The sequence below is a fragment of the Streptomyces sp. ICC1 genome (assembly GCF_003287935.1).
Lineage (GTDB): Bacteria > Actinomycetota > Actinomycetes > Streptomycetales > Streptomycetaceae > Streptomyces > Streptomyces tritrimontium.
The window spans coordinates 8,207,270-8,227,170 of record NZ_CP030287.1 but is presented as its reverse complement, the minus strand read 5'-3'; the positions used below and the strand labels follow the sequence as shown (position 1 = coordinate 8,227,170).

General features: G+C 74.0%; 16 protein-coding genes, 1 tRNA gene, 2 pseudogenes and 1 riboswitch. Of the genes and pseudogenes, 12 read left to right on the top strand and 7 right to left on the bottom strand.

What is annotated here, in order from left to right; genetic code table 11:
- Nucleotides 1-34 precede the first annotated feature (34 nt).
- A complete protein-coding gene (locus DRB96_RS38560; RefSeq protein ID WP_112452578.1) occupies nucleotides 35-1,609 on the bottom strand; it encodes a PQQ-binding-like beta-propeller repeat protein in 1,575 nt (524 codons plus the stop codon).
- A 252-nt stretch (nucleotides 1,610-1,861) separates the two neighbouring features.
- On the opposite strand from DRB96_RS38560, the pseudogene DRB96_RS45480 reads away from it, so the two are divergent.
- The 9 genes and pseudogenes from DRB96_RS45480 to DRB96_RS38515 all read left to right on the top strand — a co-directional run.
- Nucleotides 1,862-2,224 (top strand): annotated as a pseudogene (locus DRB96_RS45480) (AMP-binding protein); the annotation flags it as partial.
- Nucleotides 2,225-2,549: 325 nt separating this feature from the next.
- Nucleotides 2,550-3,296 (top strand): ankyrin repeat domain-containing protein, encoded by a 747-nt coding sequence (locus DRB96_RS38550; protein ID WP_112452577.1) that lies wholly within the window; start codon nucleotides 2,550-2,552, stop codon nucleotides 3,294-3,296.
- 42 nt (nucleotides 3,297-3,338) lie between these two features.
- A tRNA-Trp gene (locus DRB96_RS38545) sits at nucleotides 3,339-3,412 on the top strand.
- A 182-nt stretch (nucleotides 3,413-3,594) separates the two neighbouring features.
- The gene (locus DRB96_RS38540) at nucleotides 3,595-4,245 is read left to right on the top strand and encodes a DUF6313 family protein (RefSeq protein ID WP_239516672.1); all 651 of its coding nucleotides are present in this window, start codon (nucleotides 3,595-3,597) and stop codon (nucleotides 4,243-4,245) included.
- A gap of 3 nt (nucleotides 4,246-4,248) precedes the next feature.
- Nucleotides 4,249-4,617 (top strand): hypothetical protein, encoded by a 369-nt coding sequence (locus DRB96_RS38535; protein ID WP_112452576.1) that lies wholly within the window; start codon nucleotides 4,249-4,251, stop codon nucleotides 4,615-4,617.
- Between the two features lie 37 nt (nucleotides 4,618-4,654).
- Nucleotides 4,655-4,787, top strand: a riboswitch (cobalamin riboswitch).
- Nucleotides 4,788-4,831: 44 nt separating this feature from the next.
- Complete coding sequence (locus tag DRB96_RS38530) at nucleotides 4,832-5,830, top strand: ABC transporter substrate-binding protein (protein WP_112452575.1); 999 nt, start codon at nucleotides 4,832-4,834, stop codon at nucleotides 5,828-5,830.
- Between the two features lie 62 nt (nucleotides 5,831-5,892).
- The gene (locus tag DRB96_RS38525) at nucleotides 5,893-6,909 is read left to right on the top strand and encodes an iron ABC transporter permease (protein ID WP_239517820.1); all 1,017 of its coding nucleotides are present in this window, start codon (nucleotides 5,893-5,895) and stop codon (nucleotides 6,907-6,909) included.
- Nucleotides 6,906-7,754, top strand: a complete 849-nt coding sequence (locus DRB96_RS38520; protein ID WP_112452573.1) for an ABC transporter ATP-binding protein — start codon at nucleotides 6,906-6,908, stop codon at nucleotides 7,752-7,754. The genes DRB96_RS38525 and DRB96_RS38520 overlap by 4 nt, the downstream gene beginning before the upstream one ends.
- Nucleotides 7,732-9,270 carry a PE-PGRS family protein gene (locus DRB96_RS38515; RefSeq protein WP_112452572.1) on the top strand — a complete coding sequence of 513 codons (1,539 nt, stop codon included), beginning with the start codon at nucleotides 7,732-7,734 and terminating at the stop codon, nucleotides 9,268-9,270. Before DRB96_RS38520 ends, DRB96_RS38515 begins: the two co-directional genes overlap by 23 nt.
- Nucleotides 9,271-9,338: 68 nt before the next feature.
- On the opposite strand, the gene DRB96_RS38510 is transcribed toward DRB96_RS38515, so the two are convergent.
- The 6 genes and pseudogenes from DRB96_RS38510 to DRB96_RS45475 form a co-directional block, all read right to left on the bottom strand.
- Nucleotides 9,339-9,728: a VOC family protein gene (locus DRB96_RS38510; protein WP_112452571.1), complete on the bottom strand. Its 390-nt coding sequence runs from the start codon at nucleotides 9,726-9,728 to the stop codon at nucleotides 9,339-9,341.
- Between the two features lie 136 nt (nucleotides 9,729-9,864).
- A complete protein-coding gene (locus DRB96_RS38505) occupies nucleotides 9,865-11,496 on the bottom strand; it encodes a N,N-dimethylformamidase beta subunit family domain-containing protein (RefSeq protein WP_239516578.1) in 1,632 nt (543 codons plus the stop codon).
- A gap of 152 nt (nucleotides 11,497-11,648) precedes the next feature.
- Entirely contained in the window at nucleotides 11,649-14,042 is a 2,394-nt protein-coding gene (locus tag DRB96_RS38500; RefSeq protein WP_112452570.1) for a polysaccharide lyase 8 family protein, read from the bottom strand.
- A gap of 241 nt (nucleotides 14,043-14,283) precedes the next feature.
- Nucleotides 14,284-15,717 carry a hypothetical protein gene (locus tag DRB96_RS38495; RefSeq protein WP_112452569.1) on the bottom strand — a complete coding sequence of 478 codons (1,434 nt, stop codon included), beginning with the start codon at nucleotides 15,715-15,717 and terminating at the stop codon, nucleotides 14,284-14,286.
- A gap of 137 nt (nucleotides 15,718-15,854) precedes the next feature.
- Nucleotides 15,855-17,609 (bottom strand): FAD-dependent monooxygenase, encoded by a 1,755-nt coding sequence (locus DRB96_RS38490; protein WP_112452568.1) that lies wholly within the window; start codon nucleotides 17,607-17,609, stop codon nucleotides 15,855-15,857.
- Nucleotides 17,579-17,956 (bottom strand): annotated as a pseudogene (locus tag DRB96_RS45475) (MMPL family transporter); the annotation flags it as partial. The pseudogene DRB96_RS45475 and the gene DRB96_RS38490, both read right to left, overlap by 31 nt.
- Nucleotides 17,957-18,215: 259 nt before the next feature.
- Between DRB96_RS45475 and DRB96_RS43435 the strand changes: the two are divergent.
- The 3 genes from DRB96_RS43435 to DRB96_RS38475 all read left to right on the top strand — a co-directional run bounded on the left by DRB96_RS43435 (nucleotide 18,216) and on the right by DRB96_RS38475 (nucleotide 19,871).
- Nucleotides 18,216-18,437, top strand: coding sequence for a hypothetical protein (locus DRB96_RS43435; RefSeq protein WP_162688413.1), 222 nt, complete (start codon nucleotides 18,216-18,218; stop codon nucleotides 18,435-18,437).
- Nucleotides 18,438-18,507: 70 nt separating this feature from the next.
- Nucleotides 18,508-19,155 (top strand): TetR family transcriptional regulator, encoded by a 648-nt coding sequence (locus DRB96_RS38480; RefSeq protein ID WP_112452566.1) that lies wholly within the window; start codon nucleotides 18,508-18,510, stop codon nucleotides 19,153-19,155.
- Entirely contained in the window at nucleotides 19,152-19,871 is a 720-nt protein-coding gene (locus tag DRB96_RS38475; protein ID WP_162688902.1) for an LmeA family phospholipid-binding protein, read from the top strand. The genes DRB96_RS38480 and DRB96_RS38475 overlap by 4 nt, the downstream gene beginning before the upstream one ends.
- Nucleotides 19,872-19,901 lie beyond the last annotated feature (30 nt).

Genomic DNA, 19,901 nt, shown 5'->3' with positions numbered 1-19,901 from the left:
GGCCTGCCCGTTCACCGCCCGCCGGCGCCGGAATTCAGGGCCGTGGCCGGTCGGCGAGGTGCAGGATCCGGCCGTCGGCGGTTCCGGCGAGCAGTCCTCCGCCGGGGGCCGCCGCCAGCGACAGCGCGACGGTCGCCGCGCCGTGGACCCGCAGCTGCGTACGCCACCGCACCGAGCCGTCGGAGGCGTCGAGTGCCAGCAGCGTGCCGTCGGCGCCGGCGACGTGAACCACTTCCCCGTCGGTGTCCAGAGCGGTCGCGGGCACCTCCGACCGGAACCGCCACCGCACGGCCCCGTCGGCCAGGGAGCGGCGCACGACGTAGGACCCGTCCTCGGGGAAGACGGTGCCCGCGTACACCAGGGATCCGCCGGTCTCGGCGGCCGGACCGCCGAAGTGGTGCTCCCCGGGCTCCGGGGAATGCGGGCAGATCCGGCGGAGCGTGCCGTCCGCGTCGACCGTCGCGATCCACTTGTCCGCATGCGGCTTGTGCGGGTCGGCGCCCACCAGAAGGTACGGCGCGCTCGCGTGGCGGACGGGAAAGGCGTGGTTGAGCGGGTCGAAACCGGTGACGGCCGGCCCCTGCGCAAGGCCGTCGGGGCCCAGGACCGTCAGCGGCCGGGTGCCCCGGTATCCCTCCAGGGCGCGCAGGAGCGTACGGCCGCCGCCGCTCAGCAGGGTCACCGCGTCCTCCACCGGCAGGTTCTCCAGGACGCGCCCGTCGTCGGCGGAGAGACGGGCGACCCGCGGGGCGGGACGTGCCGTGCGGTGGGGACGGCGCGGGCGTTCCGCGTTGGCCCACACCGATGCCGCGTCCGGGGCGAGGAGCAGCTCGCGGCCGCCCTCCTCGTCCTCGACGGCCCACTGCCGTTCGCCCGACGGCAGCCACGCCTCGGCCAGTACGCCGTCCAGTGCGGCCAGGACCCGGCCGTCCGGCAGGGCCTCGACGGCCCGCACCCGGGTGCGCGGGCTCCAGTCCCGGCCCGCGGAGCCCGCGAGGCCGAGGAGCAGCCAGGAGGCGTCCGCGCCGGGGTCCGCCCGGTCGAACTCCTCAGCCGGAGCCGCCAGTTCCACCGCGGAGACGCCTTGGTGCCCGACAGCGGACCAGTCGGCGCGCTCGATCACGGCCGGGTGCGCCCGTTCGTGCGCCAGCGGGTCCTCCCAGTCGTCCGCGGGCGCCACGGCCAGACTCAGCGCGGTCGCGCTCCGCCACTCCATCCGGACCACCTCGCGCGGGTGCTCCAGCGCGGACACGGTCTCGCCGGTGTCCAGGTGGACGAGCAGCAGCTCGCCGGTGAAATGGCAGCCGCCGTCGTACGAGCCGGTGCCGACCGCGAGGAGGGGCAGGACGGGATGGAAGGCGAGGCAGTTCACCCGGTGGCGGGACGGCACCAGATGTCGGCACCGCAGGCCGTCCCGCTCGTACACGCCGATCCGGTGCTCGGTCCACCGCCGCTCTCCGCTGCCGTGGCCGTTCCACCGGAGCCGTCCCACGTCGCCGCCCACCGCGACCAGCCCCGAGCGCTCGTCGGTGACGGCCGCGCCCGGCTCGCCCGCCTCGGCGAACGGACCGTCGCCGAAAACGCGCAGGACAGTGGGTACGGCAGTCATACAGGGACCCTCCGGAGACGGAGACGGAGACGGAGACGCACATGTGGGCTCGGACCAAGGCCCGATCTTCCCAGATCGAACATACCTGCTGGTCAGCGGTGTGTGTTGGGGTTTCTGCTGAGGGAATCCGGCGTCCTTGGTCGGGAAAGCGCATTGCGCGCGAGGGGGTGCCCACGGCTTGGATGGCCAAGATCAGGACGGCAGGGTCGGGTCGCTCCCCGGTGCCGAGACCGACGGGACGGAAGGAAGCGCATGACACCCATGCCGGACGGCTACACACCCTGGCCCGAGGAGTTCGTCGACCGCTACTGGGCGGCCGGGCACTGGCGCGGCACCACGCTGGACAGCCTGCTGCGCGGCTGGGCCCTGCGGTTCGGGCCGCGGACCGCGCTCGTGCACGGCGACAACCGGATCACGTACGCCACCCTGAACCGGCGGGCGGACCGCATGGCCGCCGGGTTCCGGCTGCGTGGCCTGCGGCGCGGGCAGCGGGTCGTCGTCCAGCTGCCGAACGTCCCCGAGTTCGTCACCACCGTCTTCGCGCTGATGCGCGCCGGCGTGGTCCCCGTGCTGTGCCCGGTCACGCACCGCGCGGCCGAGCTGTCGCACATCGTGCGGGTCAGCCAGGCCACCGGCTACGTCGGCCCCTCGACGTACCGGGGCTTCGACCACACGGCGATGGCCGCGGACATCGCGGCCGAAGGGCCCTTCCTGCGCAGGGTGTTCCCCCTGGAGGCGCCGGGCGCCGCGTCCCCGTACGGCGGTTTCACCACCGACCCGTCCGGCTGCCACTACTTCCCGCTGGCCTCCCTCGACTCCCCGCCCGAGCAGCCGCTCGTGCAGCGCGCCGACCAGGTGGCGTTCCTCCTGCTCGCGGACGGTGCCGCCTCCCTCGCCCCTCGTCCCCCGCCCGCCGCTCGTCGCCTCGTAGGCTGGCCGCATGCTCTCCCTCCCGGCACAGGACCCGCTCGCCGTCGCCGTCACGTCGGCGATCCGGGCCGGCGACCTCGACGGACTCGGGCGGCTGCTGGCCGCGCACCCCGGGCTCGCCGGGGCCCGGATCGTGCGGCACGGCGAGGCGGCGGGCGAGCGCAGCCTGCTGCACATCGCCGTGGACTGGCCCGGGCACCGCCCCCGGACCGCGGAGGTGATCCGTACCCTCGTCGCGGCCGGCGCCGACCCGGGGGCCCGGTTCGGCGGCTCGCACGAGGAGACCCCGCTGCACTGGGCCGCGAGCAACGACGACGTCCCCGCGCTCGACGCCCTCGTCGAGGCGGGCGCCGACATCGAAGCCCCGGGCGCGGTGCTCGGCGGCGGCACTCCGCTGGCCGACGCGACCGGCTTCGGCCAGTGGCGCGCGGCGCGCCGCCTCCTGGACCTTGGGGCCCGCCCCACCCTGTGGGACGCGGCCGCCCTCGGACTGCTCGGCCCTGTAAGGGAGTTCGTCGCCGCGGGGGCGGATCCCGAGGAGGTCACCGAAGCCCTCTGGGGCGCGTGCCACGGGGGCCGACTGTCCACGGCCCGATACCTGCTGTCTCGAGGAGCGGACATCAACTGGATCGGCCACGGCTCCCTTACCCCCCTCGACGCTGCCCTGACCGGCGAGGACATCGCGCTCATCGACTGGCTCCGCTCCTGCGGCGCCCGATCCCGCGACGAAATTCTCGGCCGTCGACCACCGAATTGATTGGATCTCAGGCGGACGCCATGGCATGGTTGGACCCACCGAAGGGGTGTAGCTCAGCTGGTCAGAGCGCTGGTCTCCAAAACCAGATGTCGCAGGTTCGACTCCTGCCACCCCTGCAACGCGAGAAGTCCTGTGGCCCGGGCTCGACGACCAAGTCGTCGAGCCCGGGCCACAGGCGTTTCCGGGGCTCGGTGTGCGGTCTTGTACGCGGCGGGGATTCCCGGTATATGACGGGAGTTGATCGCGCTCAGGCGTGACGGAGATCCGGGGGGAACAGTTGCTCGGCGGACCCATCCCTGTGCCAGGCCATCTCGATCTGCCGCCCGATCGCCGGCGCCTCCTGCGGCGCTGGCTGCGCCTGTGGCGCTCGCGGAAGGCCCTGAAGGGGGTCACCCAGTGGATAGTGGACTGGGGACTGCCCATGGCCGTGTGCCTGGTGCTCCTGTACGTCTTCGCGGCGCGGGCGGGCAGCCCCAGCAGCGTGTACCGGGTGTTCACCCTGATCGACGCCCCGAAGCACGTGCTCCTGTGGCTGGCCTCGCTGGTCGGCTGGCTCCTGGTCCCGGCCATCATCGGTGGGTTCGCCGGCCATGTCATCGCCGAACGCATAAGCCGCGTGAAGTCGATCTCCACCAACACCCTCTTCCAGCGGCGAACGCTGCGTCAGCGGGTCCGCCTCCCCGGCCTCATAGACGATCTGGGGCCGTACTTCCACGGAACCCACGCACGGCAGGACTTCGTCGACACCTGGGTCCGGGTGGCGCACCGCAACGACTGGGTGAAGGCCCAGGACCACTGGGAGGTCTTCGTCAGGGACACGATGTCGACCCAGCAGTACGCTCATCTCGACCGGCACGAGTGCCTGCGGCAGGCGCAGAACACGGGCAAACTGGCCCTGGGCTTCACCGCTCGCGCGGGCCTCTGCATCGTGTGCGAAAGGAGGCGGTGATCCGTGCGCTCCGAGGACGCGGTCGAGATCGTGCGGGCCTCGCTCGCGCTGGCCCTTCCCACGGCCACGGCGGAGGGCGTCGCCCGGGCCGCGGAGACCATCATCCGGTGGGGGGCCGAGGGCGTCGCCGAGCAGCTCAACGCCCCGCTGACGGCCCGGATGCTGCTGGACATCCTGGAGGTGGCCGGAGTGGTCCACCAGGACTTCGACCCCGCCGAACCGGAGCGGTTCGTTCACGGAGTCGAGACCGCGGCGGAGTACCGGACCTGGTCCCGCACGGAGGGCATGGGCGCCCTCGCCTTCCTGCCCAGGCCCCCGGACGATCCGACGACACCGCACAACCCCGACGGCTCGCGACGGCCCGCGCCGTAGGGCCGATTCGGGTGCGGGCGTCGGCCGGGGTCACCCGTCTGGCAGAATCGTCCGAGTTATCCAGGCGGTGCAGGACAGGAAACCGGTGCGAATCCGGTGCGGTCCCGCCACTGTGACCGGAGCCCCGCGGGCGCCGGGAGTCAGACACTGACGCACCGCCTCTTCGATTCGACCGTTCGACCAGGGGACGCGGATCCCCCGGAGAGGCCTCGCCGTGCCGTCGTACCCCCGCGCCCTGCTGCGCGCACTCGTACCCGTCCCGCTCCTGATCACCCTCGCCGCGTGCGGGGGACCACCCGGGGCGAAGGGGGCGGCCGAGGGGGCGGGCGCCGCGCCCGGGTACCCGTACACCGTCGCCAACTGCGGTGTCAGCAGCACCTATCAGGTGCCCCCGCGGCGGGCCGTGACCATGAACCAGCACGCCACCGAGCTGCTCCTCGCCCTCGGGCTGGAGGACAGGATGGCCGGGACCGCCTATCTCGACGACGCGGTGCTGCCCGCCTACCGGCCGGCCTACGACAAGATCAAGGTCCTGGCGAAGGAGTACCCCTCCAAGGAGGTTCTGCTCGGCGCCAACCCGGACTTCGTGTACGGGGGTTACTCCAGCGCCTTCGACAAGGCGCAGGGCCGCGACCGCGAGGGGCTCGCGAAATCCGGCATCGACTCCCGGCTCAGCGTGGAGTACTGCACGGACGGGCCCGTCGGCCTGAACCAGCTCAAGACCGAGATCACCGAGGTGGCGCGCACTTTCGGCGTGCCCGAGCGCGGCGACAGGCTCATCGCCGACGAGCAGCGCCGCATCGACGCCGTCACCGCGCGGGTGAAGGACAAGGCCAAGCCCGGCGTCTTCGTCTACGACTCGGGCGACGCCTCCGCCTTCACCTCGGGGGGCAACGGCATCGGCAGCGAGATCATCTCCCTGGCGGGCGGGACGAACGTGTTCGCCGACCTCCAGGACACCTTCGGCGATGTGTCGTGGGAGAAGGTCATCGAGCGGGCGCCCGAGGTCGTCCTCATCTACGACTACGGCGGCACCACCGTCGAAGCCAAGAAGCAGCGTCTGTTGAACGACCCGGCGCTGGCGCGGGTTCCCGCGGTCAAGAACCGGCGGTTCGTGGTGCTCCCGCTCTCCTCCGCCGTGCTCGGGGTGCGGGTCGCCGACGCCGTCGAGTCGCTGGGCTCCCAGCTCCACCCCGACCCCGACCCCGCGTGAGGGCGCACCGCACGCGCCGCACGCCCCGTACGATCCGCACGCCCCGTGCGATCCGGACCTCGGTGACCCTCGCCGTACTCGCCGCCGCGCTCGCCGTCTCCGCCGTGGCCGGGCTGGCCCTGGGGCCGGTGCGGATCCCCCCGGGCCAGGTGCTCGACGTCCTGCTCGCCGGACCGGCGCCGGGCACGGGCGGCGGTGCCTTCGGCGCCATCGTGTGGGACGTCCGGATGCCGCGCGTGCTCCTCGGCACCGTCGTCGGCGCCGGGCTCGCCGTCGCGGGAGCCGTGCTGCAGGCCCTCGTGCGCAACCCGCTCGCGGACCCGTTCCTGCTCGGGGCCTCCTCCGGGGCCTCGGCCGGCGCGGTCCTGGTGATCGTCTTCGGCGCGGGGATCCTCGGCTTCGCGGGCGGGGCCGCCGTGCCGCTCGCCGCCTTCGCCGGATCGATGGGCGCGCTCGTCGCCGTCTACGCGATGGCCCGGCGGGGCGGCGCCATGACCACCGGCCGGCTGATCCTCGCCGGAGTCGCCGTCCAGTACATCCTGTCCGCCCTGACCAGCCTGGTCCTGGTACTGGCCGCGCACCCCGACCAGATCCGCAGCGTGCTGTTCTGGACCCTCGGCGGTCTCGGCGGGGCCCGCTGGGGCGAGCTGGCCCTGCCCGCGGCCGCCCTGGTCCTCGGCACCGGCCTGCTCGTCGCCCTGGCCCGGCCGCTCGACCTGCTGCTCGCCGGCGAGGAGGGCGCGCACACGCTCGGCCTGGACACCGGGCGGTTCCGGGCCGCCGTCTTCGTCCTCACCTCGCTCGTCATCGGGGTGCTCGTGGCCTACAGCGGGGCGATCGGCTTCGTGGGGCTGATGGTTCCGCACGCCGCCCGCATGGCCGTCGGCGCCGGGCACAGGGCGCTGCTGCCCGTGGCCGCGGTGGGCGGGGCGGTGTTCCTGACCCTGGCCGACCTGGCCGCCCGTACCGTCGCCGCGCCGGAGGAGATCCCCGTCGGCGTGGTCACCGCGCTCGTCGGCGGGCCGTTCTTCCTGTGGATGCTGCGCCGCTCCACCCGTACCGAAGGGGTCGTGGGATGACGGTCGGACGGAAGGCGGGCCCGAAGACGGGGCCTGGGGCGGGGCCTGCGGCGGGGCCCGCGGAACTCGCCGTCGAAGCCGTCCGTTACGAGATCGACGGGCAGCCGCTGCTGCACGGAATCGACCTCACCGCCCGCCCCGGCGAGACGGTCGGCGTGGTCGGGCCCAACGGCAGCGGCAAGACGACGCTGCTGCGCTGCGTCTACGGCACCCTGCGCCCGACCGGCGGGCGCGTGCTGCTGGACGGCGCGGACACGGCATCGCTGGGCGTCAAGGACCGCGCCCGGCGGGTGGCGGTCGTTCCCCAGGACGCGGCCGGCGCCTTCGGCCTCACCGTGCGGGAAGTGGTGGCCATGGGGCGCAGCCCGCACAAGAGGTTCTGGGAGCAGGACGGTCCCGAGGACGCGCGCCGTGTCGGCGAGGCCCTGGAGACCGTGGGGGCGGCCGCCCTCGCGGGGCGGCGGTTCGACGAGCTCTCCGGCGGCGAGCGCCAGCGCGCCCTGGTGGCCCGCGCGCTCGTCCAGGACCCCGGCCTGCTCGCCCTCGACGAGCCGACCAACCACCTGGACATCCGCTACCAACTGGAGATCCTCGGGCTGGTCCGCGCCCTGCCGGCAACGGCCCTGCTGGTCCTGCACGACCTCAACCTCGCGGCGATGTACTGCGACCGCCTCTACGTCCTGGCGGACGGCCGGGTGGCCGCCTCGGGCACCCCGGCGCAGGTGCTGACGGAGGCCCTGCTGACCGAGGTCTACGGGGTCCGCACCCGGGTGGGCAGCCACCCGACGGCAGGGGTTCCGAACATCGTCTATGTTCCGGAGGATGGGGAACGAGCGGGGCACTGACGCGGCGGTCTGGGACGGGCTGCGGTTCGGGGAAGCGGCGGGGGAGCGGCTCCGCCGTTCCCGGCTGGAGGGCCTGAGCATGAACCGCTCCGCGCCCGACGGGATCCTGGTGGGGCTGATCGGCATCAGCGGCCGGCTGTCGTACCGGCCGGACCTGCCGCAGGCCGTGCTGGAGGCGGTGATCGCCCACCCGGACCCGAAGCTGCGCGCCGGGTTCGCCGAACACCGGGGCACCACGCTGGGCTTCTCCCGGACCGGCACCCGCACCTGTGTCGGGTTCACGGCCGACCAGTGGTCCCGGCTCGTGCTCGCGGAGCCGAACTCCCAGCGGATGTACTGGCTGGCGGTCGACGCGGTCGAGGTCGCCCGGGCGCGGCTGACGGAGGAGGCGTACGAAGCGCTGGCGGGCGCCGCCTCCGACGCGGTCAGGGCGGACGCCGCGAGCCTGCACGGCATGCCGGATCGGCTGCTCGGCGCACTGGCCCGCGATCCGGCCCCGTCCGTGCGCGCGGCGGCCTGCGGGGCGGGCTGGGCGGGGTTCGGCCACGAGGTCCGGGCCCGGCTGGCCGGCGACCCCGCCGAGGCGGTGCGGACGGCGGTCGCGCTGGCCCGGCACGAGGAGGTCCCGGTCACGGGCGAGCTCCTCGACGGCATGGCCGCGCGCCACGGCCTGGTGGAGACCCGACGGCTGGACCGGGACCTCGCCGCCCGGATCTGCGCGGACGGGGACCCCGCCGTGCGCCGCGGGCTCGCGGGGAACCCGTACCTGGAACCGGAACTGGTGGCCGTTCTCGCCGCGGATCCGGACCACGACGTACGTCACGCCGTGTCGGTGCGGCCCGAGCTGACGGAGGAGCGGCGGGCCGGCCTGCTCGCCGGCCTGGAGCTGAGCGGGATGCGGAGGTCCGTCCCGTGGGTGACGGCCCTGCACGAGGACCCCGAAGCGATGCGGCGGCTCGCCGCTTCGGTCCATCCGGTGCTGCGCGCCGGCGTGGCGACGGCCCGGCGGCTGCCGCCCGATGTCGCGGAGCGCCTCGCCCGGGACGAGGACCGGGTCGTGCGGCTCTTCCTCGCCGAGCACTGCGACGACGCGCCGGCGGCGATGCTGCTGGAGGTCTGGAACTGGTGGACCGGGAGCCTCTCCACGCCCAACCGCCCCTACGGCCACCCGAACTTCCCCGGTCGGGACCTGCTCCGCCACGCCGACGACCCGAACCGGCGGCTGCGCCAGCTCGCGCTGGACGACCCGGACTCGACGCCGGAGCTGGTGGAACGCTTCAGCCGGGACGGGGACGAGGAGGTCCGGGGCCGGTCGGCGACCGACCCCAGGCTGTCCGCGGAGTCGGTGCTGCGGCTGCTCGACGACCCGGACGGGTCCGTCCGCACGCTCGCCGCCCGGCATCCGCGGCTGCCGGGGCCCGCGCTGGCCGGGCTGCTCGGAGCCGAGGAGACGGCGGAGGCGGCGGCGCGGAACCCGGCGCTGCCCGAGGCGGTCATGTGGCGCATGCTGGACTGAGCCGCGGGGCCGCCGGGCTGCCGGGCCCGTTGTGCGGTGGCCCGGCAGCTCCGGTTGCTCCTCGGTCCTTATTCCTTGAAGCCGCCGTACGGGCGGGTGATCAGTTCCATGCCGTGGCCCGACGGGTCCTGGAAGTACACGCCGCGGCCGCCGTCGTTGTGGTTGATCTCGCCGGGGCGCAGACCGTGCGGGTCGGCGAAGTAGGTGAGTTTCGCCCGCTTGATCTTCTCGAAGGCCTCGTCGAACTCGGCCTCGGAGACGAGGAACGCGTAGTGCTGCGCCGTGATGGACTCGGCCGGGATGGTCGCGAAGTCCAGGGTGACGCCGTTGGCGATCTCGACGGGAATGAAGGGGCCCCAGGGGGCTCCGACCTCCAGGTCGAGGAAGTACGCCAGGAACTCGGCCGACTCCCGGTGGTCGTGGGAGTGGATGATCGTGTGGTTCAGCTGAACAGCCATGGGTGAATGCCTCCGAAAGGCATGTCTCGGCACCTCCATGTCTCACCCGGCCGGTGACCGACACGCGATGCCGCGACATGATCCTAAACATCCCTTACGGGTCTGGTCCAGCCCCTTTCGGTGGACCGGGCGGGCTTCACGAGCCGGAACCCCCGTACACCGCCTTCACGTTGTCCTGCGCCGGATGCGTCCGTCCGGCCGGGCCGGCGGCGAAGGCGCGGAGCAGGTTCTCCGTCACGCGCCTGGTCAGGGCGCCCGAGCGCGCGTCGAGGCCGTGGTTGCCGCCGCCGCGGCCGTCACCCGTCGCGTCGAGGGCCTCCACCCAGCGCATGGTCCCGGTCGCGAAGACGGCGGCGCCGCTCGCCGCCGTGTAGTACGCCGTGTCCTGGTGGCTGGGACGGCCGTCGCAGACCACGGGGGAGTGGGCCAGTATCTCGAGGGGACGCGGAGTCGTGAAACCGGTGTTGACCTTGTCGTACTCCACCCCCACCAGATGCGGGAAGCTGTCGCCGGCCTTCGCCCCGGTCCCCTCGAAGAGCCAGTGCCCCGGATTGGTCACGACGTACGGGGCGTCCACCGGGTAGCCGTCGTAGATCACGCCGAGCAGGGAGCTCTCCGGGTCGGCGGCCGGCGGGGAGCGGAAGTCGACGGTCGCCGGGTGGCCGCGTTTGAATCCGGGGTCCTGGTCGTAGGAGGACTTGTAGCAGACCACGGTGCGGTCCGGTCCGAGGTCGGAGGCCTCCAGCCGGATCCGGCGGTAGCAGCAGTTCGCGCCGAGGATCGCGATGTTGGTCCCGGCGTCGCGGGCGGTCGTGAAGTGCGCGCGCTGCTCCGGGGACCAGTACTCGTCGTGCCCCAGGGAGAGCACCGCCGAGGCCCCCTCCAGCAGCCGCTTCTCGCGGGCCACGTCGGTGGTCGTGGTGTACGCCAGGGGTATGCCGAGCTGCTCGGCGAGCGCGAGCAGCGGCGCCTCGTACACGAGGAACAGGCCCGCGCCGTCGTCGTACTCGTAGGGGCGGCCGAAGGTCACGGAGAGCGAGCGCGCGGCGTATCCGCCGCTGGGGCCGTCGTAGCTGCCGTAGCCGCCCCACCGGTTGTACGCCTGCCAGGTCGCCACCGCGTTGACGACGACGGTCCGCCCGGTCGTGGCGGCGGACCGCACGGTGACGGGCACGAACCGCTGGCCCTCGCCGCCCTGCGCGTCGAGCCGCAGCAGGTAGCAGCCCTCGGGCCAGTCCTTGGTCTCGACGGTGGTGCTGCGGGCCCATCGGGTGCGGACCATCCGGGTCGCGGTGTCCACCGTGTGGTCGGGCTGCCGTACGCCGGGCAGGGCCTCGGAGCGCCAGACCAGACGGGCGCGGGCACCGCCGTACCAGCCCATCCGGTAGGCGGAGACGGTGAACCGGGGCGCGGTGGTGGAGACGTGCAGGCCGAAGGACTCGCCGGGCAGGACGCTGACCTTGTCGGCGAAGCCCTCGATGGCCCGCGCCGGACCGGCCTTGGCCACCTGCCAGTCGGCGTTGCCCGGCCGGGCGTTCTCGGCCTTGACGTCGAAGCCGTGCGGCCCGTCCTTGTCCGGCGAGCCGGACGGCTCGGGGCTTTCGCCGGGCCCCGCCCCGTCCGCTCCGTCCGTTCCGTCGGCGGCCCCGCCCGCGCAGCCGGCCACGGCCCCCAGCCCGGCGGCGGTGGCCGCCGCCCCCGTCGCCAGGGCGAGGAACCGCCGCCTGCCCGCGCCTTCGCCGTCCACGGCCATGTGCTCCTGATCCATGGAGGTCACGTTATGTCACCCCGTGGCCCCAGTTTTTTCCGCCCCGCGGGCCGTCCCCGCCTGGATCAGCCGGATCAGCCCGGATCAGCCGGATCAGCCCGGATCAGCCCGGGTCATCCCGGGACGCCACCGCCGCGGAGCGGTGCCGGAGGTCACCCCAGTCGCACCACCACCTCCTGGCCGGCCCCCTCCAGGGCGGTGAGACTGCCGAAGCCGAGCTGCAGCCGCGTCCCCGTGGCCGCCGAGACCACGCTGCCCGGCTGCGAGAGGACTTGGGCGACGGGCCGGTTCCACACCAGGGTCAGTGCCGTCAGCGTGCGCGTCGGATCCGATACGCACACCACCGCCGTGCCGTCTCCGCGCTCGCGCACCGTCACCGAACACGGTGCGCTCGCCTGCACCGCGCCGACCGTCGCGGCCTGCCAGAAGTTGATCCCGGTGAACCCGAGCGAGCCGACCGACACCCCCTGGGCGGTGACGGTGTTGGCGAGCACTGTCAGCCATCCCGTCGCGGCGGCCCGTGCCGAGGTCTGGGCGGCCGTGGCGCCCGGCATCAGCTGGTAGACGTAGCCGCCGCCGACCGGATCCGTGCCGTGGTCGTACCAGAGGGTCAGATAGCGCCGGGTCAGCGCCGTGCCGGACGCACTGCGGTTGATGTCGCTCCACTTGCCGGTGCGGGCCTCCCGCAGCGCCCTGAAGGTCCCCGAACCCGACATCACATACCCGCCGAAGCCCGCCAGGTGGGCCCAGCCGGGCCCGGGAAAGGAGCCGGTCCAGCCCAGGGTGGCCGGCTGGACCGTGCCGCCGACGGTCAGCGCATGGGTGCCGCTCGCGCCCAGGTTCCGGTTGTCGATGACCGAGTCGACCGCCGTGCCGTCGGTGGCGGTGATCCCCGCGCCCAGGCAGACGACCGTGTCGTCGAGGAAGAACCAGGACTTGCGCGCCGTGAGCGTGCTCCCCAGCCCCTTCAGGTGCTGGCCCACCGACGCGAACTCCCCGTCGGTCGTGCCGCCCACCCACGTGGCGTCCGGCCGAGAAGCCCCCCAGGCGCCGCCCGCGCCGTCGGCCAGCGCTTTGCGCGACACGGTGGTGCCCGGCAGTCTGTAGGGGTTCACCGTGGGCCAGAACGCATCCGAGTACTGGCCGTTGCCGTAGGTGGAGCCCCACCAGGAGAGCATGCCGCTGCCGGTGTGCCAGCCGCGCAGGTTCTCGCCGTTGCCCGTCTCGTAGTGGGCGATCCGCTTCGAGGCCATCGACAGCGAAGCCGCCCAGGCCGGCCGCCGGTGCGTGGCCCGGTCCATGGAGGAGAACAGCCGGTGCCCCACCGGCTCGGCCACGGCCGTGACCGAGGCGTCCGCCGAGACCTCGGCGAGCCGGGCCAGGGCGGACAGCGACTGGGTGGTGTCCGCGAGCGGGGCGCTGTAGTAGTCCCGGGCGGTCCACCCCTTCACCAGCCCCCGCCAGCGGGCCCGCTCCGCGCTGCCGGCGCCCTCGCCGAGCAGCAGGATCGCGGCGAGTATGGCGTGCCCGCGGGTGTGGTCGTCCATCTGCACCTGGAGCGGGTCGGCCACTTGGACGCCCCGGCTCGGAGCCCGCCCCGAGACCGCGTCCATGACCAGCCCGTTGAACAGGAACGGCGCCCACGCGTGCTCCACCGCGTCGAAGACGGTCCGCGCCCCGGGATCCGTGACCTCCCAGGCGGTCCCCTTCAACAGACCGAACAGCATGCCCAGTCCGCCGAGCATGACCGACCCGTACGAGCCGGTGTAGGCGACCCAGGAATGCTGGATGAAGGAACCGTCCCGGTAGAGCCCGTCGCCGGTGGTGACGTACGGGAAGACCGGCGAGAGCGCGTCCCGGGCCAGGGCGATCTTCGCGTCGTCCCCGCCGACGACCCCGCGCAGTGCGAGCACCCGGCACAGGTCCACCCGGTTCGCCCCGGTGCTGGTCCCGGTGTACGAGCCGACGGTGGAGTCCGGCACGAAGTGGTCCACGGCGGCGCAGTAGTCGGCGATGCGGGCGGCCGTCAGTCGGCCGTACAACAGGACACAGATGTCGAGCAGCGCCTGGGGTGCGCCGATCTGCCAGCACCACCAGTTTCCGTACCGTGCCCGGGAGGCGTTGTAGACCTGCGCGTGCATGTGGTCCAGCCCGGTCAGCAGGGCTGTGAGCAGCCCGGCGTCCCCGGTGAGCCCGGTGCCGGGCCGGACGTAGGCCTCCGCCATGCCCCGCAGCCGGTAGTAGCTCTGGGCCATCCACTCGGGGTCGGTGGTGAAGACCTGGTCGGGCCAGAGCGAACCGGTGGCCGGGGCCATCGAGGACCGCCACTGGCCGGCCTGCGCGCCCAGCTTCGCCAGCCGGGTACGGAACGGCTCCGCCGTGGCGGAGAACTCGGTACCCAGGACGAGGCCCTGCCACACCGCGCGCATGGCCGCGTGAACCGAGGTCACCGGCCCCGCGCTCGCGGGGAAGGAAGGTGTGCCGAGCAGCACCACACCCCCACCCACCGCCGCGAGGAAGGCGCGGCGGTTCCACACTTCTGTCATCGCAGTCTCCTTTGACTGGAACGCTTCCGGTCCCCGTGGTCCCTGCTCCCCCTGGCTCCGCCCCCTCCTTCTCGCGCCAAGCGAGGTCTAGACGGAGGAGAGGGTCGGCAGGGTCAGAGTGTTAGAAGAGAGGGGGGGGTGGAGGGGGCGCGCAGCGTCATATGTGATCACCTGTGGGTTTCGTGGCGCGCCGAACGGGCGCGCGGCAGGGCGGAGTCGCCGGGAAGCCGGCGCTGCCGGGTCAGCGTGAGTGGGTGGTGCGCGGGCGCGAGCGGTGGTTGCGGGGACGGGCCTCGCCCGCATGGATGCGGCCCGGTCCGGGGCCGACCAGGCCCGCCCGGAACAGCCCGTGGGTGATCGCCCGGAGCGCGGCGGTCTCCAGCTCGTCCCGGAGCGGACCGTCGCGCAGCAGCGCCCCGGGGCCCAACAGCCCTTCCACGACGTCCAGCGCACCGGCGGCGTCGCCGTGGTCCAGGCGTTCACGGACCTCGGTGAGGCCGTCGGGGCGGCGGTGCGTCTCGTCGATCACCCGCAGGCAGGGCAGCGGTGCGCCGGTCAGCGCGGCCAGCAGCCCCTCCCGCCGGATCTCGTCCGGGCCGTGGTCCAGCGGGACGAGCACCCCGTCGACCTGCCCGATCCGGTGCAGGGCTCCCCGGCACTCCACGAGGCGCGGCCGTCCGGCCCGTTCCCCGCCCGCGGTCGCCCCGGCCGGCGCGAGGTCCGCTACGAGCTCCGGTACGAGCGCGGAGGCGACCAGCGGGTGCAGCCGGTCGGCCCCGATCAGACCGGCACGGATGAGCTCCAGGTCGGGCGGGACCCAGGTCGCCGCGTCGGGCAGGACCGGCAGGGCGGGGACGCCGCGGGTCCCCGAGGGCGCGGCGATCCTCCAGACGGGCGGGCCGTCGCCGCGACCGTCCGCGGAGAGCACCAGGTCCAGCCGGTGGCGGGACCCGACCCGTACGGTGACGGTCCCGGTGGTCCGCCCCTCGGCGCGCAGCAGGATGCCCGCCTCGGCGCACCACCGGTCGACGGCGCATCCGCGCCCGGGGGGCACCAGCCCCAGCGGATCGCGGTCCGGATCCAGGTCCCGGTCCCGGTCCCGGTCCGCCCCGGAGCGGGTCCGCAGCTCGCCGGACCGGTGCGCGTCCCACAAGTGGCGGTGCAGGTCGAGGCGGAACCGCCGGTCGGGACGCGGGTGGGGGTGCGGATGGGCGCCGGTGCCCGACCCGGGACGGGGTCCGTCCCACAGGGTGAGGCTGATCCGCTGCCCGGCGTCCGCCCAGGCCGGCGGGGTCCGGGCCACGAGGTGGACCGGGTGTCCGCCGTCGCCCCCGTGGCCGTCGCCCCCGCCGGCGGCGTACCGGGCCAGGGAGACGGTCAGGCCCGGGCGCAGCAGACCGTCGGGAGCGATCCTCGGCATGTGCCAGCGCAGCAGGTCGGGAGCCAGCCGGCGCAGATCGGCCCGGACGAGGGCCGCGAGTTCACGGCCGTGGGTACGGGTCACGGTACGGAGGTCGAGATCGACGTCGACGCGTGCGGCCGCGCACGCCCCGGCCCAGTCTCCGGCGGAGCGGCGTGCGGTCGAAGTCTCGATCATGGACGGCGGCACGGCGTACTCGCGCACGCGCAGCCAGAGCGGAAGCCGGGAGTCCCCGTTCGCGTTCGAAGTGAGCATCAGCACTCACCTTGCGCGGACGGGACCCCCGATCTGAGGAGGGAGTAAGTGGTCATCGCCGTGACGGTATCGCCCCGCGTCCCGGCCTGCCAGGCATTTTCCCGCGAGGGGTGAACACTCCTTCTCCCGAACGGTGTTCAGCTCGGCGCGGACAGGGCCGTCAGGTAGCCGGAGAGGGCCGCCGCCGTACCGGTGAGGGGGAAGCGGGCGGCCAGGTACCCGTCCGGGCGCACCAGGAAGCCGGTCGGGCCCTCGGGGCGGTAGAGGCGGGCGAACTCACCGGCCGCGTCGAGGTATCCGGGGACGGAGAGGGTCCCGTCCGCGGCCGCCGGGGCCTGCGGCGCGAGGATGGCGACGGTTTCGAGGAAGGGCGCCCGGGGCGGTCGGCCGGAGAGGTCGGTGCCGTCTTCGCGAGCGGCCCGGACCGTGTCGGCGGCCTCGGCGGCCTCTGCGGCCTCGGCCAGGTCCGCGCCGTCGGCCGAGTACAGGAGCGCCACGTGCGCGGTGCGGCCGCGCAGGACGTCGAACAGGCGCCACGGGTACGCGGAGACGTGCCGGGTCAGTCCCGCGCAGTCCGGGGCCCGGTCGCCGGGCTGCGGCGCCGCGGCCGGGCCGTACGGTGCGGCCGCGAGCGGTCCGCCCCGGTAGCCGACGAGCAGTTGGGCCTCGCGGAGCATGACGGTGAGCGGGTCGTCGGGGTCGGCCTCGATGCCGTGCGCCGCGTGCCGGACGGTCCGGCCGACGACCTCCTCGCCGACCGGGCGGCGCTCGGCGTCGTAGCCGGCGAGCAGCGCGGGCCCCGCCTCGCCCCGGACTGCGAGGGCCAGCTTCCAGGCCAGGTTGCAGGCGTCCTGGATGCCGGTGTTCATGCCCTGGGCGCCGGTGGGCGGATGGATGTGGGCGGCGTCCCCCGCGACGAAGACGCGCCCTTCGCCGTAGCGGTCGACGATGCGGTGGCTGATGCGGAAGACGGAGGACCAGCGCATCCGGGAGAGGACGGTGGGCACGGGCGCGAGCCGGTCGGCGACGGCCTGGATGTGGGACAGCTGCGGGACGCGGCCGCCGTCCCCGGTGCCGCCTTCCAGACCGTGCAGCACACCGTCGTCAGGTACGGACGGTGCGGACGACGCGGACGACGTGGGCGGCGCGGATTCCCGGCCCGCCGCCCGCGCGGAGAGCTCGGGCGGGACCAGCATCGACATCCGGTAGCGGCCCTTGCCGGGGAGCGGGATGCAGACCAGCACGTCGTCGGTGGAACCGTCGTCGGCGAGGTGGCTGGACCGGACGCCGTATCCGTACGGCAGGTCCCAGTCGGCCTCGACGTCGGCCAGCATGTACTCCTCGGGGAAGGCGCCGCCCTCGTACGAGAGGCCGAGCCCCTTGCGCACGGTGCTGTGCGCCCCGTCGCAGCCGATGAGGTACCGGGCGCGCAGCTCCTCCTCGGCTCCGGCGGCGGTGCGCAGCAGCGCGGTCACCCCGTCCTCGGTCTGGGTGAACGACAGCAGTTCCGTGCCGCGTTCGACGGCCGTCCCCAGACCGGCGACGTGCTCCTCGAGGATGCGCTCGGTCTCGTACTGGGGCAGCGCCGCGAACAGGTACGGGACTTCGGGCGGCAACGCGACCTCCCACCGGGCCCGTTCCCGACCGTCGACGTAGACCAGCTGGCCGCGCATCGGAACGGCGGCCTCCAGGACGGTGCGGGCCAGGCCCATCCGGTCCCAGACCTCCAGGGTGCGCGGCTGGATGCCGACGGCCTTGGCGTACGGGAGGCGGGCCGCCAGCCGCTCGACGAGACGGCACCGCACGGCGTGCCGGCGCAGTTCCGCCGCCGCGCTCAGTCCGACCGGACCCGCCCCCACGATCAGCACGTCCGTTGTTCGGGTGTGTGCCACAGGTGCCTCCCAGCGCCCGGCCCCGACCGACCCCGCACTCCATGGTCGCCCGGGGGCATGCGCCGGGCCACCCGGGTCAGCGGTGGAGGCGGGGGCAGGACCCGGTCCAAGGCCCGGGGGAGCCGCCAGTTGGCCCGCCCGGTGAGGAACATGACCGAGGGGACCAGCACGAGGCGCACGACCGTCGCGTCGAGGATCACGCTGACCGCGAGCCCCAGCGCGAGCATTTTGACGACGGCGGCCGGCGAGCCCGTGAAGGACAGGAAGACCGCGATCATGATCAGCGCGGCGCAGGAGATGACCCGCCCCGTCAGGGCCAGGCCGCTGCCCACCGCCCGGGTGTTGTCGCGGGTGGGGCGCGCACGACGTTCACCAGGTCTCCGCCGTAGCCGGATCGCCGCGGCCCAGGGACCCGGATTCGGGCCGGGCGCGAACGGGCCGTTCACCGTGGTGATCGACCTGCGGCAGGCCACCGAGCCCGCCCCCCCAGGTCTCCGAGGCGGTCCGCGAGGCCCTCGTCGGGACCCCCGGGGTCGCGGACGTCTCCACGCTCCGGCCCACCGCGGACGGCCGGCTGCTCGTCGCCGCGACGGTGCCCGACCCGACGTGGAAGACGACCTTGCCGCCCGGCGCCGCCGCCGCGGGGCGGATTCGGCGAGCAACTCGGCGGCGACCCCGGACCGGCTGCCCGGCAGGCTGACCTCGTCGCTGTACACCGGACCGACGGCCTGGCGCCCGAGGAACGCGGTCGCGGCGGAGGTGGAGGTGGAGGCGGAGGTGGAGGCGGGAGAGGACCCATGGGGCGTCCAGAGAAAGTGTCAGGACTGACACGACGTACGCAGTAAACTGGCAGGGCTGTCAATTGACATGGGTGACAGATTTATCGGATGCTGGCGCCATGGCCACCCCCCACCAACCGTCCGGGCAGTCGGAGCCGTCCGGGCAGTCAGGGCTGCGCGAGCGCAAGAAGGAGGCGACCCGCCGCGAGCTGCGCGCGGCCGCCGCCCGGCTCTTCGCCGAGCGGGGGTTCATGGGGACGACGGTCGCGGAGATCGCCGCCGAGGTGAACGTCTCCGAGCGCACCTTCTTCCGGTACTTCGAGAACAAGGAAGACGTCCTGCTGCCCGACAGCAGCGAGCTGTTCGGCCGCATCGAGCGGGCCCTGGCCGCCCGTCCGGAACACGAGGGCCCGCTGGAGGCCGCCCAAGGGGCGGTCCTGGACACCGTGGCCTACTTCGCCGCCAGCAGCCTGACCGCGCTCACCCACCCCTTCGACGAGGTCGGCGAACGCGCCAGGGCGCGCCTGACCCAGCAGTTCGCCGAGTTCGAGGGACGGTTCGCCGACCTCGTCCAGCGGCGGCTGCCGGCCGGCACGCCCGACGCCGACCTCCAGGCCGCGGTGATCGCCAATTGCGTGCTCTCCGCGGGCCGGGCCGTCCTGCAGACCCTGCGCAAGCGCAGGAGCGCGGGCCTCGCCGTGGCACCGGGGGCACTCCTGCCCCAGGCCTTCGCCGTACTCTCCCGGATCGGAACCACCGCACAGTGATACGTCGTCGCACCCTCCTGCTGGCTTCGGCCGGCGCGCTCACCCTCGCCGTGGCGGCCGCGGCCGCCGCCGACTCCTACCTGGAGGGCACGGTGGAGCGACGGGTCTCCGAGGCCGTCGCCTGCCGCCTGGACACCGACAAGGGCGTGGACGTCGAGCTGGAGGGACCCCTCGCCGGCCTCGGCGCGCTCACCGGCACGGTCGGCACGGTCCGCGTCACCGCGCAGGGGGTGCGCCACCAGGGAACCGACGTCGACTTCGCCGCGACGCTGCGCGGGGTCTCCACCGACGGGCGCACCGAAGGCGGGAGCGCCACCGCGACCGTGGCCTACGGGCAGCTGGCGGCGAAGATGGGCGATGAGGGCGAGGCCGTGGAGCTGGGCACCGACGGCAGCCACCTCACCGTCACCGGGGGAGCGGGCGGCCTGCCCGTGACGGTGGTGACGAAGCTGTCCACCACCGAGAACAGCGTCACCATCACCCCCGCGACGGTCGGCCTGCTGGGCCGGCAGGTGCCGGTCGAGACCCTGTCCGGGTTCCCCGGCGCCTCCGGGATCGCCGACAAGCTGGCACCGCGCACCGTCGAGATCCCCGACCTGCCCGAAGGGACCCGCTTGACCGGCGCCCACGCGGCCGCCGCCGGCCTCGTACTCGACTTCGCGCTCGCGCCCGGCGCCGCGCCGGACCGTGCTGCCGCCGGATGCGCCGCCGCCTGACGGGACCGTACCTGTCCCTTATACACATCT